The organism is Streptomyces sp. NBC_01210 (assembly GCF_036010325.1).
GTDB lineage: Bacteria > Actinomycetota > Actinomycetes > Streptomycetales > Streptomycetaceae > Streptomyces.
Genome location: NZ_CP108549.1, coordinates 7,608,049 through 7,624,683, shown reverse-complemented (window position 1 = coordinate 7,624,683; position 16,635 = coordinate 7,608,049). Strand labels below are relative to the sequence as shown.

The window sequence follows — 16,635 nt, the reverse complement described above, 5'->3', positions numbered from 1 at the left end:
GACAGTCAGCCCGAGCAGCGCGTCTCCCTTGCCGCGGGTAATGCGCGCCGCCATCCGATACGCGCGCCGCCATCCGGTCGTCAGCACCCCGAGGCCTCAGGGGCAGCGGATGACCTGACCCGCGTACGAGAGATTGCCGCCGAAGCCGAAGAGCAGCACTGGATCGCCCGACTCGATCTCGCCGCGCTCGACGAGCTTGGAGAGCGCCATCGGGATCGAACCGGCCGAGGTGTTGCCGGACTCCACCACATCGCGGGCGATCACGGCGTTGACGGCGCCGATCTTCTGGGCGACGGGCTCGATGATCCGCAGATTCGCCTGGTGCAGGACGACCGCGGCGAGCTCCTCCGGGGTGACGCCCGCCCGCTCGCAGACCTTCCGGGCGATGGGCGGCAGCTGGGTGGTGGCCCAGCGGTAGACGGACTGGCCCTCCTGCGCGAACCGGGGCGGGGTGCCTTCGATACGTACGGCATGACCCATCTCCGGGACCGAGCCCCACAGGACGGGGCCGATCCCGGGCTCCTCGCCCGGCCTGGTCGCCTCGATGACCGCCGCGCCCGCGCCGTCGCCGACGAGCACACAGGTGGTGCGGTCGGTCCAGTCGGTGATGTCGGCCATCTTGTCGGCGCCGATCACCAGGGCGCGGCTCGCGGCCCCGGCCCGAACGGTGTGGTCGGCCGTGGCGAGCGCGTGCGTGAAGCCCGCGCAGACGACATTGAGGTCCATGACGGCGGGCGAGCCCATGCCGAGCCGGGCCGCGACCCGGGCCGCCGTGTTCGGGGAGCGGTCGATCGCCGTGGAGGTGGCCACCAGCACGAGGTCGATATCGGCGGGCGTCAGACCGGCGGAAGCCAGCGCCTTGGCGCCGGCGTGCGCGGCCAGCTCGTCGACCGGCTCATCGGGCCCCGCCACATGCCGGGTCTCGATCCCGACGCGGCTGCGGATCCACTCGTCGCTGGTGTCGACCATGGCCGCCAGGTCCGCGTTGGTGAGCACCTTGGCGGGCTGGTAGTGCCCGAGCGCGACGATCCGTGAACCGGTCATGGATGGCGTTCTCCTCGTACAGAAGTCAGGAACCACCCAGTCTTGGCTGCTACCACCCGGTACGGGGGCATGTGATCCCACAGCTTCGGGTCCCAGACTTTGGAGCTTCCCCAAGGGTACGACGACCTTTACCCGCGGAAGGGATACTGTAGACAATATTCTGTCGGCTTACTCCTCTCGGTCGAGGGCGCCCGGACCTGGGACGCGTCCGCTCAGAGGGAGTCGACCACCACCTGTGCCTGCTGCGGCGTCGGTGCAGCCTCACTCTCCATGTACAGGAGAATGAGATCGTCAGGGTCACCTCACCGCACGACAGCCCGGTGACCCACGGCAACCTCCGCATCAAGGGCCGCTTCGGCTTCCAGCACGTACAGAATCGGATGTGATCGCCATGGGACGGGTCACCGAGCGCCGCCGCACGATCCGCATCAGGGACGGCGTGGTATCGACCCGTCCCGACACTCTCGTGGCCGAGGAACCGCTGGAGATCCGGCTCAACGGCAAGCCGCTCGCCATCACCATGCGCACGCCGGGCGACGACTTCGCGCTCGCGGCGGGCTTCCTCGTCAGCGAGGGTGTGCTCGGTTCCGCGGACGAGCTGCAGTCGATCGTGTACTGCGCCGGGGCCACCGCCGACGGATCCAACACCTACAACGTGGTGGACGTCCAGCTCGCGCCGGGCGTGCCGGTCCCGGACATCACCCTCGAGCGCAACGTCTACACCACCTCGTCCTGCGGACTGTGCGGAAAGGCCAGCCTCGACGCCGTACGCACCATCGCCCGCTTCCCGATCGCCGACACTCCCCCGGTCCGCGTCGAGCCCGCTCTGCTCGCCGCCCTACCGGACCGGCTGCGTGCGGCCCAGCGTGTCTTCGACCGGACCGGGGGTCTGCACGCGGCCGCGCTCTTCTCGGAGGACGGCGAACTGCTCGACATACGGGAGGACGTCGGCCGGCACAACGCGGTCGACAAGCTCGTCGGCCGGGCGCTCCAGGACGGCAGACTGCCACTGTCGCGGGTGATCCTGCTGGTGTCGGGACGGGCGTCGTTCGAGCTGGCGCAGAAGGCGGTGATGGCGGGTATCCCGGTCCTTGCCGCGGTCTCCGCGCCCTCCTCGCTCGCCGTGGATCTGGCTGCCGAGACGGGTCTGACCCTGGTCGGTTTTCTGCGCGGCGCCAATATGAACGTGTACGCGGGCGACGAGCGCATCGCCCTGAGCACCGGGGTCTGAAGCGCCCCCGCTGCACGGGATAGGGACCCGGCCGACGGGGAGCGCCCCCTGCACCGGCCGGGTCCCTCCGTGACAGCTCAGTGCACGAGGTCCACTCGGTGCACGACCTCCACTCAGTGCACGACCTCCGCTCAGTGCACGACGTCCACGAAGACCGGGTTGGTGTAGCACCAGGTGTCCAGCCACGGGTCGCCGTTGCCTGGCTCGTGCGGGATCGGCCCGTGCGGGTCGATCGCCGCACCCAGGAAGCCGGGGCCGTTGCGCTTGCCGTCGCTGCCGCGCAGCCTCAGATAGAACGACTCCTCGGCCTTCCCGACCGGGATGCGCAGCGTGTAGCGGCCGGTGCGGCCTTCGACATCGGCGGTGTGGACGACGCGGGTGTCGGGTGCGCGCCATTCGTCGCGGTCGGCGACCTGGCCGTGTACGGCGCCACGGATCACGTCGAGGTGGGCGAGGCGTGGCACCTCACCGTGGTGGTTGGGGCGGGATGCGGTGGTGACGGTGGCATTCAGGACGATCTTCTCGCCGCGGCGTACGCGCAGCCGCCCGCCGAGAGTGACGCCTCGGCCGATGCCGTGCTCCCTGTTGACCCGTACGTCGATGCCGTCGATGAGCTGACCGTGGTCGACCCAGACGCGGCCGGCCCTGAGGCCCGCCATCACGTCCCCGTAGCCGTAGCGGGTCACGCCGACATGCGTACGGCTGAACTGGCCGGGCCAGAAGTCGCCGCCGGGCTGCGGCTCTGCGGTGTTGACCGGGTCGGGCAGCCTGCCGGTGTTGTCGAAGTTCTGGCCGGGCAGCCAGTCGCCGTTCTTCCAGGTGTCGTACGCGACACGGTGGACGTCCGAGTTGGTGGTGATGGAGAACAGCCGGCCCTCGGCGAGCATCGCGTCCCACAGGCCGCCGACGGTCGCGGTCGCCCAGTCGAAGCCGCCGTACGTCACATAGGCCGCGGCCGGGTAGCCGGGCCAGGAGTTCTCGGAAGGCTTGTTGACGTACTCGCCACGGATGCTGTTCGGTCCTGCCCAGCCGGGGAACGCGCCTGCCTGGGCGCCGGGCGCGCCCTCCATGCCGATCATGATGCCGGGGGCCGCGTCCCGCCAGGCTCGCATTTCGTGCGGGGAGTCGATGCCGAGGCGCAGCGGGTGGTTGGCGAGGACGAGGACATCGTCGACGTATCCGCAGCGGCGCTGCTGGTCGAGCCATTGGAGCGCCTTGACGGCGTGGGCCTCGTTGCGCGGGGTGTCGGGGTGGTTGGGTCCACCGGCGGTGTAGCCGGGGAGTTTGCCGTCGTAGGCCTGCTCGAAGCGGGTGAGCAGCTCGACCTCGTGGCGGCCGGGCGGTGAGAAGACCGTGCAGTGCTCGGCGCCGGGGATGTACCACTCCAGGCCCTGGAAGATCAGCATGCGCTTGTTGTCGGCGCGGGCCTTGAGGATCTCGCGGTGCTCGGCCTCGGCGCCGCCGGCCAGGGCGTGGCCGATGTTGCTGTGCTCGGTGAGACCATCCAGTCCAGGCCGTATCGCGATGCGGCGCCGGCCAGCTGGGAGAAGGTGTACTTCGCGTCGTGGCTGTAGACCGAGTGCACATGGTGGTCGCCGACGAGGTAGACGAGGTTCGGGTCGCCGGAGGCCGGGGTGTGCGCCTCGGCCGCGGTGGGCGCGAGCAGGGCGCCGCCGGCGAAGGCGGCACCACCCGCGAAGGCGGCGCCGAACAGGCCCGCGCTGCGGAGCAGTCCGCGCCGCGAGAGTCCCTGCGGGTCGAGCGAACCGGCGGGTACGTCGGGGTCTGCCCAGCGCGGCAGGGGCTGTATCGGTCTCGGCATGGCGTGCTTCTCTCTTTGCGCGGAGGGGTCAGGCGTTCATGAAGTCGCGTACGGGCAGGGCGCGTTCGATGATCCGGATGTCGCCGAGCCAACCGTGCATCAGCTGGTCGAGGGTGCCGCCGTACTCATAGGCGCCCAGCAGCCAGGGCAGGCCGAGTGCGGCGATTCCTGTGGTGCGGGTGGCGGGGTTGCGGGCGACCTGACAGCCGTCGACGTACATCGTGGTGTGCGTTCCGTCGTTGACGACGGCGACATGCCACCATCTGTCGCGCTCCAGCTCATGGCTCCAGTTGGTGATCAGGCCGGGCTGGTTGAGCGGGGCGGCGGCCCATTGGATGCCGGGTCCGTCGGAGAGGGAGAGGGTGACGACGGGCCCTTCCGGGTCGCCCCCGGTCTTGCCTGCCGCGCCGAGCGTGCCGCGGCGGCTGAGGATCGCCCCCCAGGCGTGGTGTCCGGCGTCCCAGTCGGCGGGGAGCTTGAGAAAGGCCTCGATGGTGTAGCCGGAGCGGAAGGTCCTGGTGTTGAGCGGGGCGTCCTTGGCCGTACACAGATACGCCCCGTGCAGCGGGGGCTTGCCGCCGTCGAAGTACAGGCTGCCGTGTCCGGGCTGGTCGGGGTGGTGGCTGTCGGACCAGCGCAGGGCGTCGGGCGGACTGCCGACAACGGGCTCCCGCGTCAGGTCGTTGCGGTGCCCGGACAGATCGGGGACGCGGAGGGTGGCGTCGGCCGGGGAGCCGTCGGGCTGCGAGCCGTCGAAGCGCCAGTACGCGACGGTGCCGGGGACCAGCATCCTGGCGGCGGGGCGAGCGCTGCGGGCAGGCACGGGTGCGAAGCCCGCGAACCGCTTCTCGAAGTCGATGGGGACGGAGAAGCGGTCTTCGGGACCGGTCAGTTCGATCTCGCGGCGCTCCAGCTCGTTGAGGTCCTCGCCCGCGCGGCCGAGGATCCACGGGGAGATCGTCTCGACGTCGACGGTGTTCCTGGCGAGGTCGAAGCGGTAGAGGCGGTCAGGCGGTGCTCCTGCAGGCCGACCTCATTCCGCGGTGGCGGAAGCCGGCCCGGCGCCGGCGTGGGCCGCGGGGATGCGGACGGCGATAAGTGCTACATCGTCGCTGCCGGCCTGCGCGAGGCCGGTGAGCAGCTCGTCGCAGAAAGACTCCAGGGGTTCCTGAGCGAGGGCGGCGGCGTGCTGGCGCAGCCGTGCGGCACCGCGGTCGAGGTTTTCGGTGCGTCGTTCGATGAGGCCGTCGGTATGGAACAGGAGGGTGGAGTTCGACGGAAGGACCTCGGTGGCGTCAGGACGCAGTTGGGCGGGATCCACTCCCAGCAGCATGCTGCGGCCTTCGGTCAGGAATCGCGTGTCGCCCTTCGCGGTGATCAACAGCGGAGCGGGATGGCCTGCGGCAGCGTATTGCAGCCTCCACGGCTGATGCGCGTCAGACTTCTCAAGCAGTGCGTAGATGCAGGTCAGGGTCTGGTGGGGATAGAGAATGCTGATGGCCGCGTCCAGTCGGCCGAGGATCTTGCCCGGTGGCTCTTTGCGGTCGCAGGCGATGCCGCGCAGCATGTTGCGCATATGACTCATGGTCACGGTGGCCTGCAGGTCGTGGCCCGCGACGTCTCCGATGATGAGGGTCATGGCACCGCCGGGCAGCACGAACGAGTCGTACCAGTCTCCGCCGACCTGGGAGATGGCCAGGGCGGGCTGGTAGCGGGCGGCCAACTCGAGGGGACCGTTCGTGGGCAGATCGGGCAGCAGGGAACGTTGAATGCGCTCGCCCGTGTGCTGGACCTCGGCGTGCAGACGTGCGTTCTCGACGGCGAGGGCGACGCGGTGTGCCAGGTCCTCCGCCAGCGGAAGACTGTCCTCCTCCAGCGCACCGGTTTTCGCTGTGCGTGCCAGGGTCAGGGCGCCCAGCACCTGGCGGCGGGCCCGTAGCGGCGCGATCACCACCGTGTCGGCGCCCAGGTGGTGGAATAGTTCCAGCTCCCTGGCGTGCAGTGGATCGGCCGCGTTGGCGGGTGTGGTGAACGTCGTGACGAGTAGTGGTCCGGCGCCCCGCAGCGCGCGGGCCACCGCGGCGGCCGAATTCTCGGACACGGGTGGCAGCTCACCCTCGTAGAGGCCGGGTGACAGCAGATCCGACTCACGGTGCTCGATCACCTGACGGCGCAGGCCGCCGTGCTCGTCGAGCAGATCCACCGCACACCAGTCCGCGAGGCCCGGCACCAGCGTGCGGCACAGGCGTCGCAGACCCTCGTCGATGTCGAGAGTGCTGGCCAGCGCCTCTGAGGCGTTGGTCAGCAGCGTCAGCCGGTCCAGGGCATGCTGCACCGCCCGGTCCACCTCATGGACGGCCTCGGTCGGCTCATCGTGGCCGTGCGACTTCGCACCCATGCACATGCACCTCTTCCGCGTCTGCCGGTCCGCCGCAGCGAACGCAACCCCGCCGGGCGGCCGGGAGCGGCCGGGGGCCCGACTCCATGCTGCAGCTCAGGGGGCCCGCGGCCGGTGGTGACATCCCGCCCCGCCGAGACTGCTGGCCGGCAGCACATCGGTTACCCGGCACATGCGCGTCGAGCCACTACGCACGGCGCGACGTGCGAGCGCGGCGGCGGGCTTCCGCCGGGGCCGGGATCGTCTGGAGTTCGAGCGTGGCGGGGAGTTCCGCGAGGCCGGGGCCGCCCGCCCGCACCCAGGCCAGGATGTCGTCCGTGCAGTCGTCGTCCAGCGCCCAGCCGATCCAGGCCGCGCGAGCTCCTCGGCGACGGCCCTCCGTGGAGGGCTGGACCACAATCACATTTGCCTGACCGCAGGGGCCGAGACAGTCGCTCGTACGGACCGCGAGCCGGCCGTCGGAGCCCGCGGCCGCCTCCCACAGCCTGGCCAACTGACCCTCGTGGTCGGTGCCGGGGTTCTTCCGGGCGTCACCGCAACAGCACCCACGGCAGACGACCAGGGTGCAAGGGCGGGCGCCGAAAGGGCGTATCGCGTACGTCGTCGTCACTCGGCGATCTTGTCAGTCGCAGGGCGCGGCGGGGTCCGCGATCCGCCTCAGCAGCGCGAGGAATTGGTCACGTTCGGCGGGCGTCAGCTCCGCGAGCAGCTCGCCGTTGGCGCGGTCGGCGACGGATTCGCAGCGCCGGAGCTTGCGGCGGCCCGCGGTGGTGACGGTGATGGCGTTCTTACGCCGGTCGGCGGGGTCGGGGGCGCGGCTGACCAGCCCGTCCTCCTGGAGGTCGTTGAGGATGCCGACCATGTCCTTGGGGTCGACGGACAGCACGCGGCCGAGCTCGGCCTGGGCGATCGGGCCGAGTTCGACGACGGCGGAGAGCACCGCATGGTGCCACATCTTCATGCCCTCGTCGGCGAGAGCCGTGGCGACGAGACCGCGGCCCCGGGTGGCCGCGCGGCCGAGGAGCCAGCTGGGGAGGGCACGGAGGCGGGCGGGTGCGGGCGGGGTGTCGGCCATGGGGGCAGCGTACGCCGAAGCCGTTGGTGATTCCAATGAATCCCTTGTGCCGTTGGGATCACCAACGACCCCTGGGAGGGTGCTCATGCGCCGCGTTCGCTATGAAGTCAACGGCGGCCCCGAAGTCCTGTTCACCGAGGACGTCCCGGCGCCGGTCGCGGGCCCCGGCGAACTGCTGATCCGGTCCGAGGCGATCGGCGTGACGCTGCCGACGGTACGCAAGGTGCGCGAGGCCACAGAGCCGGCGCGGCTGGGCGGCGAGGTGGCGGGCACGGTCGAGGCGGTCGGCGAGGGCGTGACCGCCTTCGCACCGGGCAACCGGGTGACCGGGCTCTGTTTCGCGTACGGATACGCCGAACTTGCCGTGATCCACGAGTCGATGGCCTCCCGCATCCCGGACCACGCCACGGCGGTGGACGCGGTCGCGCTGGTCCGCAGCGGTCTGGTCGCCCGCGGCGCGTACGAGGCTTCGCGGCCACAGCCGGGTGAGTCGGTACTGGTCACGGCGGCGGCGAGCGGGGTGGGCCAACTCGCCGTCCAGCTCGCGAAACTGTCGGGCGCGGCCCGGGTCGTCGCGGCGTCGGGGTCGCCGGAGAAGGCGGAGTTCCTGTACGGCCTGGGGGCGGACGAGGTGGTGACGTACCCGGACGCGTCGTGGGGCGAGCCGGTGGACGTCGTGCTGGACGGCGTCGGCGGGGAGTTGCTGGCACCGGCCCTGGCGGCTCTCGCCCCGGGCGGCCGACTGGTCGCCTACAGTTCGGGCGGCGGCACGGTCCAGGCGTACGACCTGCTGGTCGGCGCGAAATCGGTGATCGGCTTCCAGATGGCGCGCATCGCGAGAACGCGACCGGATCTGTACGCGGGGTGGCTGCACGAGTTGTGGGAGCTGCACGCGTCGGGCCGCGTGCGGACGAGGGTTGCGGCGGAACTCCCGCTGGACCGGGCGCCTGAGGCCCATGCGCTGATCGAGTCCCGGGGGAACCTGGGCAAGGTGGTCCTGGTTCCGGCGTGAGCCTGCGGGACGGGGGCGCTTGGGGTGCCGGGTCTCGCGTCGGTGGCCGCGGGCTTGGGGTCCTCACCCCGGGCCCCTCACCCCCGCGCCCCCGCATTCTCCGGCCGCGCCTCCCGCGCCTCGCCCGCCACCACCGCCCCCGCCGGCACATCCCGCGCCCGCCGCTTCGCCAGCACCGCGCAGACCATCAGCTGCATCTGGTGGAACAACATCAACGGCAGCACGGCCAGGCTCGCATGTGCCCCGAACAGCACACTCGCCATCGGCAGCCCCGCCGCCAGGCTCTTCTTCGACCCCGCGAACTGGATCGCGATCCGGTCCTCCCGGCCGAAGCCGAGCCGCTTCGACCCGTACCACGTCAGCGCCAGCATCGCCGCGAGCAGCAGCGCCTCGACGAGCAGCAGCGCGCCGAGGCGGACGGGTGTCACCTGGTGCCAGACACCCGCGACCATGCCTTCGCTGAAGGCCGTGTAGACCACCAGCAGGATCGACCCACGGTCGACGTACCCGAGCGCCTTCTTGTGACGCGTCAGGAAGCCGCCGACCCACCTCCGCAGCAACTGCCCCGCGAGGAACGGCACCAGCAGCTGCAGCACGATCTTCAGCAGCGAGTCCGCCGAGAAGCCGCCCGCGCTGCCGCCCAGCAGCAGCGCCGCCAGCAGCGGCGTCATGAAGATGCCGGCGAGGCTGGAGAAGGACCCCGCGCAGATCGCCGCCGGCACATTGCCGCGGGCGATGGAGGTGAAGGCGATCGACGACTGGATCGTCGACGGCACCAGGCACAGGAACAACAGACCGCTGTAGAGCTGCGGCGTCAGCACCAGCGGCTCGAGACCCTTCGCCGCGAGGCCCAGCAGCGGGAAGAGAAGGAACGTCGAGGCCAGCACCGTCAGATGGAGCCGCCAGTGCTTGAGTCCGTCGAGCGCCTCGCGCGTCGAGAGCCGCGCGCCGTACAGGAAGAAGAGCAGGGCCACGGCCCCGGTCGACGCCCCGCCGGCCACGTCGGCCGCCGCCCCCGACGCCGGAAGCAGTGCCGCAAGGACCACCGTTCCGAGCAGCGCCGTGATGTAGGGATCCGGCAGCCAGGACGGCAACTGCAACGTGCGGCGGCTCATGTGCTCCACGTGCTCTCGGTTCAGGGCGTGCCGGTGGCTCCCGGTACAGGGCGTGCCCGCACCATGGTGCTCCTGATCCAGGCGATCGGGAATCCCGTACACCACACTGACTGTCATCACGGATCGCGATATCGCGCTAGCCTCGGGTTATGTACGACCCGGCCCAGCTCCGTACCTTCCTGGCGGTCGCCCAGACCCTGAGCTTCACCCAGGCCGCCCACCGTCTCGGCCTGCGCCAGTCGACGGTCAGCCAGCATGTGCGCCGCCTGGAGGACGCGACCGGGCGCCAGCTGTTCAGCCGGGACACCCACAGCGTGGAGCTCACCGAGGACGGCGAGGCGATGCTCGGCTTCGCGCGCACAATCCTTCAGGCGCACGAGCGCGCGTCCGCGTTCTTCGCGGGCACCCGGCTGCGCGGACGGCTCCGCTTCGGCGCCTCCGAGGACTTCGTACTGACCCGGCTCCCCGAGATCCTGGAGTCCTTCCGCCGCGACCACCCCGAGGTCGATCTGGAGCTCACGGTCGAGCTGTCGGGCACCCTGCACGAGCGCCTGGAGGCGGGCCGGCTCGATCTGGTGCTCGCCAAGCGCCGGGCAGGCGACACCCACGGCGAGCTGGTCTGGCAGGATACCCTGACCTGGATCGGCGCACCTCGGCTGCGGCTGGACCCGGACCGCCCGGTGCCGCTGATCGTCTTCCCTCCTCCGGGCATCACACGCGCCCGCGCCCTGGAGGTCCTGGAACTCCACGGCCGCGCCTGGCACATCGCGTGTACGAGTACCAGCCTGAGCGGTCTGATCGCGGCGGCGCAGGCCGGGCTCGGCGTGATGGCCCACACCCGCGGGCTCATTCCGCCCGGCCTGGTCCCGGTCCCGGCCCGCGCGGGACTGCCCGAGCTGGGCGATGTGGACTTCGTCCTGCTGCACGGCCACCGCCAGGATGCCGCCCAGGAGGCCGCGGACGCCCTGGCATCGACCATCCTGGCGGCCGGCGACCGGCTGCACCGTCCGGCCGGACCGCGGCGCCCGGTCAGTCGCCCGGTGAGTCGCCCGACCGGTCGCCGAGGCGGTCCGTGAGCACGAAGCCCGCCACGATCCTTCGGTGATTTCGGCGACAGCCGCTCAGCGGCGCTCCTCGTACCGCAGCTGCTTCACCGTTCGCAGCACCGGCGCGCACTCCACATGCTGCACGCCCTCCAGACGGCCCAGATCCTCGTTCAAGTAGCGGTAGACGGAGGCCGTGTCGCGGCAGACGATGACCGCCACCAGATTGCAGTGGCCGGCCGTCGCGGCGGCGAAGGCCACTTCCGGATGGGTGGCGAGCGCTCGGCCGACGGCATCCATCGCCGAAGGGGCCGCGGTGATCCACAGCAGGGCCCTGGTGCCGAAGCCGAAGGCGCCCGAGTCGAACTGCACGTCGATGAAGAGCGCGCCCGAGCGCAGGAGTTGGTCGAGCCTGCGGCGTACGGCGGACTCCGAGCGACCGGTGGCCGCCTGCAGTTCGGCGAAGCTCGCCCGGCCGTCGCCTTCAAGCGCGGCGACCAGCTGTTCGTCGTCGGCGGTGATGCGCGTCCCCCCGTCCGGGGTCGGCGCCTCGCCGAACACCGGGCGCAGGGCGTCGACCTGGTCGGGGGTGAGCGCGCGTCTTTTGCCCAGCCACCCCGAGGGGCCGCCGTAGAAACCGTGCAGCAGCTGGTGGGCGCGGATCTCGACGATGCTCGGGGTGCGCGGGAGCTTGCCGAGGAGCAGGTCGTCGTGTTCGCCTCGGGTACGCATCCGGGTCATGCCGACGACCTCCGTACCGCCCGAAGTGAGACCGATCCAGGCGGTGTCGGGGCGGCGTGCGAGGGCGCGGGCGATGGAGTCGGCGGCGTCGGGGGTGCAGCGCAGCCGCAGCATCCACTGCTCCTGGCCGAGGCGTTCGACGTCGCGGACGGCGACGACGCGTACTCCGAACTCGGCACGCAGCCGCCGGAATCGGCGGGCGACCGTCTGGTCGGAGACGCCCAGCACGGCGGCGATGCGGCTGAAGGATGCGCGTCCGTCGGTGTCCAGGGCATGCAGCAACTGCAGGTCAAGCGCGTCCGGGAGGTGGGATTCCACCGCTGCACACACTCCTCATGTCGGATTCCGGCGGCGAACGCGCGCCGGCTGCCGGATCAGGGGCGCTTCCTTGATCGTACGACGCGTAGCGAACCGAAACCGACGGAGGACGTCAATGCACAAGTGGGGACCGTTGACCGCGGTCTGTCTGGGGACATTCATGCTGCTGCTCGATGTGACGGTGGTGATCGTCGCGCTGCCCGACATGGCGGGCGCGCTGGATGCCTCGCTCACCGATCTCCAGTGGGTGATCGACATCTATGCGCTGGTGCTGGCGGCGCTGCTGCTCGGCGCCGGGGCGGCGGCCGATGTGATCGGGCGACGCCGGATGTATGTGGCGGGCACGGCGCTGTTCGCCGCGGCGTCGCTGGGCTGCGGGCTGGCCTCGGGACCGGTCGCGCTGATCACGATGCGCGGCGTCCAGGGGCTCGGCGCGGCCGCGATGTTCGCCACCACCCTGTCGCTGCTCAGCGCGGCGTACGAGGGCAGGGACCGGTCCCTGGCCCTCGGGGTGTGGGGCGCGGTCAGCGGGGCGGCCGCCGCGCTCGGGCCCGTGCTCGGCGGAGTGCTCACGCAGAGCCTGGGCTGGCGGTGGATCTTCTTCATCAATCTGCCGGTGAGCGTGGCGGCGATCTGGCTGACGCTCCGCGCGATACGGCCCTCCGAGCGGGGCGCGCGGCGGGTCGACTGGGCCGGTACGGCGGCCTTCGCACTGTTCGCCGGGGCCACGACGTACGCGGTGGTGCGGGCCGGCGAGGAGGGCTGGGCATCGGCGCGGACCGGCGCGACGTTTGCCGTGGCGGCTGTCGCGCTTGCCGCTTTCGTCGCGGTGGAGCGCCGCGTCGCCGATCCGCTGATCGATCTGTCCCTGTTCGGGCGGCCTTCGTTCATGGCCGTGATGGCGGCGGGTCTGGCGTACAATGCGGCCGCCTTCGGCGTCATGCCGTACCTCTCGATCTGGCTGCAGACGGTGCTCGGCATGAGTCCGGTCCGGGCCGGTCTCGCGCTGCTGCCGCTCGCCGCCACGGCGTTCGTGGTGGCCGCGGCGTCCGGTCGGCTGCTGCACGGCGCCCCGCACCGGTGGGTGATCGGCGGCGGGCTGCTGCTCATCGGCGGCGGCACGCTGGCGCAGGCCGTGCTGGACGCGGATTCGGGCTGGGCAGCCCTGACGGCCGGGCTCGCCGTGTCGGGTGTCGGTGTGGGGCTGGTCTCGCCCGGACTCGCGGGCGCCGCGCTGGCTTCCGTACCGCAGCGGAACGCCGGCATGGCGGGCGGCGCGGTCAACACCTTCCGCCAGCTCGGTTTCGCGCTCGGCGTCGCGATCTTCGGTACGATCGCCGCCGCCCGGATGACCCGGTCGCTGGATACCGCCGGCGTCGATGGAGCCGCGGACGCCGCGCACACACTCGCGGGCGGCGGTGTCGATGCGCTGCGCGGTACGGCGACGGATGAGGTGCTGCGCGCGGCCTTCGCCTCGGGGCTGAACACCGCCGCGGTCACCGCGGGGATCGCCGGGCTGCTGGCCGGCCTCGCGGTGCTGGTGTGGGTGCGGGCCTCCACCGCTCCGGAGGGACTGGTCCAGACCAAAACCCCGATACCCGTAGAGCGCAGGTGAGCGCACCGTACAGATTCGGTGGAGATTCGGGCGCGGCATCCTGACTCTGAGGTCAGAACCGCGCCCGAGCGCTCCTTGTTGTGGCTGGATATCTATGGCTGACCTGTGGTGATGCCATTCGTCCACACTTCCACAAGCCTCTCCCGCCCGGCGGCGGCGTGGGGTAGCGTCACGGCGCTGTGCGGAGCGCCACAAGGAGCAGGCCATTGCGCGAGTTCACTGTCCCACCCATGGCCGCGGCGCCTCAGGTCGGCGGACTGGCGGATGCGGTCTTCGACCATGCCCTGGACGACCCTGACCGGATCGCGCTCGGCCGCAAGGACGATGCCGGAGAATGGCAGGACGTCACCTCCGCCCAGTTCCGTGACGAGGTGCTGGCGCTGGCCAAGGGGCTGCTCGCGCACGGGGTGCGGTTCGGGGACCGCGTCGCGCTGATGTGCCCTACGCGCTACGAGTGGACGCTGTTCGACTTCGCGCTGTGGACGGTCGGCGCCCAGTCCGTGCCGGTCTACCCCACTTCCTCGGCCGAGCAGGTCTTCTGGATGCTGCACGACTCCGGGGTCACGGCCTGCATGGTGGAGCACGAGGACCACGCCATGACCATCGGCTCGGTGATCGACCGGCTGCCGCAGCTGAAGCGGCTCTGGCAGCTGAACGCCGGCGCGGTGGCCGAACTGGTCCAGGCGGGCGCGCACATCGACGCCGAGGTGGTGCACCGGCACCGGCGGGCGGTGACCCCCGACTCCATCGCCACCATCATCTACACCTCGGGCACCACCGGCCGTCCCAAGGGCTGTGTGCTCACCCACGCCAACTTCATGTTCGAGAGCGACACCATGATCGGCCGGTGGGAGCCGGTCTTCCACTCGCGGCCGGGCGACGAGGCCTCCACACTGCTCTTCCTCCCCCTCTCGCACGTCTTCGGGCGGATGGTCGAGGTCGCGGCCGTCCGTGGCCGGGTCAAGCTCGGCCATCAGCCGGTGATGCAGGCGAGCGCGCTCATTCCCGACCTGGCCGCGTTCCGGCCGACCTTCATCCTGGCCGTGCCGTACATCTTCGAGAAGGTCTTCAACGCAGCTCGCCGCAAGGCAGAGGCCGACGGCAAGTCGGGCCCCTTCGCCAAGGCCGTCGAAGTGGCGGTGAAGTACGCGGAAGCCGTCGAGCAACGGGCCTTCGGACTCGGCCCCGGGCCCTCCGCCGGGCTTCGGCTGCAGCACCAGTTCTTCGAGAAGGTCGTGTACGGGAAGGTCCGCGACGCGATGGGCGGCCGCGTACGGCACGCGATGTCCGGCGGCTCGGGCATGGACCGGCGGCTCGGCCTCTTCTTCGAAGGCGCGGGCGTCACTGTCTTCGAGGGGTACGGACTCACCGAGACGACCGCCGCGGCGACGGCCAACCCGCCCGAGCGCACCCGGTACGGCACGGTCGGTCAGCCGATCCCCGGCACCACGGTGCACATCGCGGATGACGGCGAGGTGTGGCTGCACGGCGCCCATGTCTTCTCGGGGTATCTCGGCGACCCGAAGTCCACCGACGCCGTTCTGCACGACGGCTGGCTGGCCACCGGGGACCTCGGAGCGCTCGACGAGGACGGCTATCTGACGATCACCGGGCGGAAGAAGGAGATCCTGGTGACCTCGGGCGGCAAGAGTGTCTCGCCCGCGGGCCTGGAGGAGCGGGTACGCAACCATCCGCTGGTGTCGCAGTGCATCGTCGTCGGCAACGACCGGCCGTATATCGCGGCACTGGTCACCGTCGATCAGGAGGCCGTCGACCACTGGCTGGCGATGCAGGGCAAGCCGCCGCTCCCGGCGGCCGAGCTGGTGCGCAACCCGGAGCTGGAGACGGAGGTCCGGCGGGCGGTGGTGGCCGCCAACACCCTGGTGTCGAAGGCCGAGTCGATCCGTACGTTCCGGATCCTGGCGCATCCCTTCAGCGAGGAGCACGGGCTGCTCACCCCTTCGCTCAAGCTCAAGCGGAAGGCGATCGAGGCGGCGTACGCGGTCGAGGTGGACGCGCTCTACCACTGACGTGATCTCTTTGGACCTCTCGCGCTGCCCGGCGCGGGGCGTGCGCCCCGCGCGGGGCAGCGGTCTTGACGACCGGTCACCGAGACCGGTCAGCCGATCGTCACCCGGAAGATCTTGTCGGAGCCGGCCGGCTCACCCCCGTTCCCGTCCGCGTTCGTCGTCGAGAGCCAGAGCTGGTTCGACCCCGGCACCTTGGTGACCGCGCGCAGCCGCCCGTATCTGCCGACGTAGAACGCCTTCGCCGTGCCGACGTTCTCGTTGCCTGCGTTGATCGGGATCTGCCAGAGCCGCTCGCCCTTCAGCGCCGCCATGTACACCGCGCCGTCGACGATCGCGACACCGCTGGGCGAGGCCTCGGAGACGCTCCAGGTCTTCTTCGGGTTGGTCATCCCGGAGACGGAGCAGTTGCCCTCACAGGTCGGCCAGCCGTAGTTCTTGCCCGCCTTGATGAGGTTGAGCTCGTCCTTGGAGCTCTGGCCGAGCTCGGCCTCCCACAGCCGGCCCTGCGGGTCGAAGGCGATGCCCTGCGGGTTGCGGTGGCCCATGCTGAAGACATAGTTGTTGAACGGGTTGCCCGGCGCGGGCCTGCCGTCCTTCGTCATCCGCAGGATCTTGCCGTTGAGGGAGTTCTTGTCCTGGGCGTTGGAGCCGGTCTGGGCGTCGCCCGTCGTGGCGTACAGATAGCCGTCGGGGCCGAAGGCCAGCCGTCCGCCGTTGTGGTACTTGTTCTTCTTGATCCCCTGGAGCAGGGCCTTGTAGTCCTTGAGCGTGGAACCGTCGTACGTCATACGGGCGATGCGGTTGCCGTCGGACGAGGTGTGCATGAAGTACACGTAGTGGTTCGACGCCCAGTCCGGGTCCACGGCGACGCCCATCAGTCCGCCTTCACCGCCCGTGGTCTGGGAGTTGGGGACGGCTCCGACCTGCGTCCTGGCACCGGTGGGTGTCACCTTGAAGACCTTGAACGAGTTGCGCTCGGTGACCAGGGCCGTGGAGCCGTCGGGCATCCAGGAGGTGCCCCACGGGATCGTCCAGCCGGTGGAGATGGTGGTGATGCCGGTCGGGGCGCCCTTTGCTCCGACGGCCGCCGGTTCGCCGGCGTTCGCCGACTGGACGAGCCCTGCGACGAGCGCTGCCGCGCCCGCCACAGCCGCCGTGCCGACTGAGTTGCTGCGTCGCATGTGTTCCTCC

The 16,635-nt window shown here is 70.8% G+C and carries 12 protein-coding genes and 3 pseudogenes; 6 read left to right on the top strand and 9 right to left on the bottom strand.

Annotation, left to right across the window (positions count from 1 at the left end; translation table 11 throughout):
• Window positions 1-96: 96 nt before the first annotated feature.
• Window positions 97-1,044, bottom strand: a complete 948-nt coding sequence (locus OG735_RS34365) for a beta-ketoacyl-ACP synthase III (RefSeq protein ID WP_327327040.1) — start codon at window positions 1,042-1,044, stop codon at window positions 97-99.
• A 180-nt stretch (window positions 1,045-1,224) separates the two neighbouring features.
• Between OG735_RS34365 and OG735_RS34360 the strand changes: the two are divergent.
• Window positions 1,225-1,430: pseudogene (locus tag OG735_RS34360) on the top strand (2Fe-2S iron-sulfur cluster-binding protein); the annotation flags it as partial.
• A gap of 5 nt (window positions 1,431-1,435) precedes the next feature.
• Window positions 1,436-2,275 (top strand): formate dehydrogenase accessory sulfurtransferase FdhD, encoded by an 840-nt coding sequence (gene fdhD, locus OG735_RS34355; RefSeq protein ID WP_327328553.1) that lies wholly within the window; start codon window positions 1,436-1,438, stop codon window positions 2,273-2,275.
• A 131-nt stretch (window positions 2,276-2,406) separates the two neighbouring features.
• On the opposite strand, the pseudogene OG735_RS34350 reads toward fdhD, so the two are convergent.
• From OG735_RS34350 to OG735_RS34330, 5 genes and pseudogenes are all read right to left on the bottom strand, one after another.
• Window positions 2,407-4,097: pseudogene (locus OG735_RS34350) on the bottom strand (PHP domain-containing protein).
• A 28-nt stretch (window positions 4,098-4,125) separates the two neighbouring features.
• Window positions 4,126-5,118 (bottom strand): annotated as a pseudogene (locus tag OG735_RS34345) (LamG-like jellyroll fold domain-containing protein); the annotation flags it as partial.
• Window positions 5,119-5,130: 12 nt separating this feature from the next.
• Window positions 5,131-6,495 (bottom strand): PP2C family protein-serine/threonine phosphatase, encoded by a 1,365-nt coding sequence (locus OG735_RS34340; protein ID WP_327327039.1) that lies wholly within the window; start codon window positions 6,493-6,495, stop codon window positions 5,131-5,133.
• A gap of 187 nt (window positions 6,496-6,682) precedes the next feature.
• Complete coding sequence (locus tag OG735_RS34335; RefSeq protein WP_327327038.1) at window positions 6,683-7,105, bottom strand: (2Fe-2S) ferredoxin domain-containing protein; 423 nt, start codon at window positions 7,103-7,105, stop codon at window positions 6,683-6,685.
• Window positions 7,106-7,117: 12 nt separating this feature from the next.
• On the bottom strand, window positions 7,118-7,570 hold the full coding sequence (locus tag OG735_RS34330) for a MarR family winged helix-turn-helix transcriptional regulator (RefSeq protein ID WP_327327037.1): 453 nt from the start codon (window positions 7,568-7,570) through the stop codon (window positions 7,118-7,120).
• 85 nt (window positions 7,571-7,655) lie between these two features.
• On the opposite strand from OG735_RS34330, the gene OG735_RS34325 reads away from it, so the two are divergent.
• The gene (locus tag OG735_RS34325) at window positions 7,656-8,582 is read left to right on the top strand and encodes a quinone oxidoreductase family protein (RefSeq protein WP_327327036.1); all 927 of its coding nucleotides are present in this window, start codon (window positions 7,656-7,658) and stop codon (window positions 8,580-8,582) included.
• Window positions 8,583-8,659: 77 nt separating this feature from the next.
• Here the strand turns inward: OG735_RS34325 and OG735_RS34320 are convergent, their stop codons facing one another.
• Window positions 8,660-9,697, bottom strand: coding sequence for a bile acid:sodium symporter family protein (locus OG735_RS34320; protein WP_327327035.1), 1,038 nt, complete (start codon window positions 9,695-9,697; stop codon window positions 8,660-8,662).
• Window positions 9,698-9,846: 149 nt separating this feature from the next.
• On the opposite strand from OG735_RS34320, the gene OG735_RS34315 reads away from it, so the two are divergent.
• Window positions 9,847-10,773, top strand: coding sequence for a LysR substrate-binding domain-containing protein (locus OG735_RS34315; RefSeq protein WP_327327034.1), 927 nt, complete (start codon window positions 9,847-9,849; stop codon window positions 10,771-10,773).
• A 45-nt stretch (window positions 10,774-10,818) separates the two neighbouring features.
• Here OG735_RS34315 and OG735_RS34310 read toward each other — a convergent pair whose 3' ends face one another.
• The gene (locus OG735_RS34310; RefSeq protein WP_327327033.1) at window positions 10,819-11,799 is read right to left on the bottom strand and encodes an Lrp/AsnC family transcriptional regulator; all 981 of its coding nucleotides are present in this window, start codon (window positions 11,797-11,799) and stop codon (window positions 10,819-10,821) included.
• 115 nt (window positions 11,800-11,914) lie between these two features.
• Here OG735_RS34310 and OG735_RS34305 point away from each other — a divergent pair, with 115 nt between their 5' ends.
• Window positions 11,915-13,414 (top strand): MFS transporter, encoded by a 1,500-nt coding sequence (locus tag OG735_RS34305; protein WP_327327032.1) that lies wholly within the window; start codon window positions 11,915-11,917, stop codon window positions 13,412-13,414.
• A gap of 230 nt (window positions 13,415-13,644) precedes the next feature.
• Window positions 13,645-15,444, top strand: coding sequence for an AMP-dependent synthetase/ligase (locus OG735_RS34300; RefSeq protein ID WP_327327031.1), 1,800 nt, complete (start codon window positions 13,645-13,647; stop codon window positions 15,442-15,444).
• A gap of 89 nt (window positions 15,445-15,533) precedes the next feature.
• Here the strand turns inward: OG735_RS34300 and OG735_RS34295 are convergent, their stop codons facing one another.
• On the bottom strand, window positions 15,534-16,625 hold the full coding sequence (locus OG735_RS34295) for a PQQ-dependent sugar dehydrogenase (RefSeq protein WP_327327030.1): 1,092 nt from the start codon (window positions 16,623-16,625) through the stop codon (window positions 15,534-15,536).
• Window positions 16,626-16,635: the final 10 nt, after the last annotated feature.

Excerpts from the sequence above, each read along its gene's own strand:
- OG735_RS34365 (WP_327327040.1), bottom strand. The coding sequence starts at position 1,044 with ATGACCGGTTCACGGATCGTCGCGCTCGGGCACTACCAGCCCGCCAAG.
- fdhD (WP_327328553.1), top strand. The coding sequence starts at position 1,436 with ATGGGACGGGTCACCGAGCGCCGCCGCACGATCCGCATCAGGGACGGC.
- OG735_RS34340 (WP_327327039.1), bottom strand. The coding sequence starts at position 6,495 with ATGGGTGCGAAGTCGCACGGCCACGATGAGCCGACCGAGGCCGTCCAT.
- OG735_RS34330 (WP_327327037.1), bottom strand. The coding sequence starts at position 7,570 with ATGGCCGACACCCCGCCCGCACCCGCCCGCCTCCGTGCCCTCCCCAGC.
- OG735_RS34325 (WP_327327036.1), top strand. The coding sequence starts at position 7,656 with ATGCGCCGCGTTCGCTATGAAGTCAACGGCGGCCCCGAAGTCCTGTTC.
- OG735_RS34320 (WP_327327035.1), bottom strand. The coding sequence starts at position 9,697 with ATGAGCCGCCGCACGTTGCAGTTGCCGTCCTGGCTGCCGGATCCCTAC.
- OG735_RS34315 (WP_327327034.1), top strand. The coding sequence starts at position 9,847 with ATGTACGACCCGGCCCAGCTCCGTACCTTCCTGGCGGTCGCCCAGACC.
- OG735_RS34305 (WP_327327032.1), top strand. The coding sequence starts at position 11,915 with ATGCACAAGTGGGGACCGTTGACCGCGGTCTGTCTGGGGACATTCATG.
- OG735_RS34300 (WP_327327031.1), top strand. The coding sequence starts at position 13,645 with ATGGCCGCGGCGCCTCAGGTCGGCGGACTGGCGGATGCGGTCTTCGAC.
- OG735_RS34295 (WP_327327030.1), bottom strand. The coding sequence starts at position 16,625 with ATGCGACGCAGCAACTCAGTCGGCACGGCGGCTGTGGCGGGCGCGGCA.